This is a genomic window from Vibrio sp. 1978, assembly GCF_033344345.1.
In genome coordinates, this window is the sequence record NZ_JAWPOP010000553.1 from 1 (window position 1) to 657 (window position 657).

Annotated in this window: 1 protein-coding gene; it reads right to left on the bottom strand. The window is 45.2% G+C overall.

The window, feature by feature from the left end:
• A partial coding sequence (locus R8N49_RS27785; RefSeq protein ID WP_318190531.1) for a flavodoxin domain-containing protein occupies positions 1-657 on the bottom strand: 657 nt, incomplete at both ends.

The window sequence follows — 657 nt, forward strand, 5'->3', positions numbered from 1 at the left end:
CCACACACCCAAAGCATCACCTGGTTGGTATGTCAGACCCGAACCATCTAGATCGATTTCAATATGGCGAACATCTTTACCCGAGTCTCGACCCGTGATCTTTTGGCTGGTGAGTAACGTCGCTGTGTATGGATTTTGTTTGTTGTACTGAGAATGTGAAGCTGCCGCTTGTCCTACAGGAAGTTGAACAATTTCCGCTTCATTGCCAGAAGATAGTGTCTCTTTAACTTTACCTAGCGCATTCTTGCGCCATTCTTCCGCTGCCGCTTCGTAATCAACATCGCAGTCAATACGCTCAATAAAAGACGTCGCGCCCAGTTTTGCTAAGTAAGTGTCAAAGTCTTTACCAGTTTGGCAGAAGAACTCATAACTAGAATCACCCAATGCAATCACACCATATTGAAGGTTTGATAGCTTAGGCGCTTTCTTAGATTGTAAGAACTCGTGCAGCTCAATGGCATTGTCTGGCGCTTCACCCTCACCGTTGGTAGAAGCAACAATGATGACGTGCGTTTCTTTGGCTAAGTTTTTGCCTTTGTAGTCGCTTGCGTCAAACAGCTCTACTGCAATTCCTTCTGCTTTCGCTTCTTGTTCTAACGCTTCAGCAACACCTTTTGCGTTACCGGTTTGAGAAGCAAAAATGATGGTCAACTTACC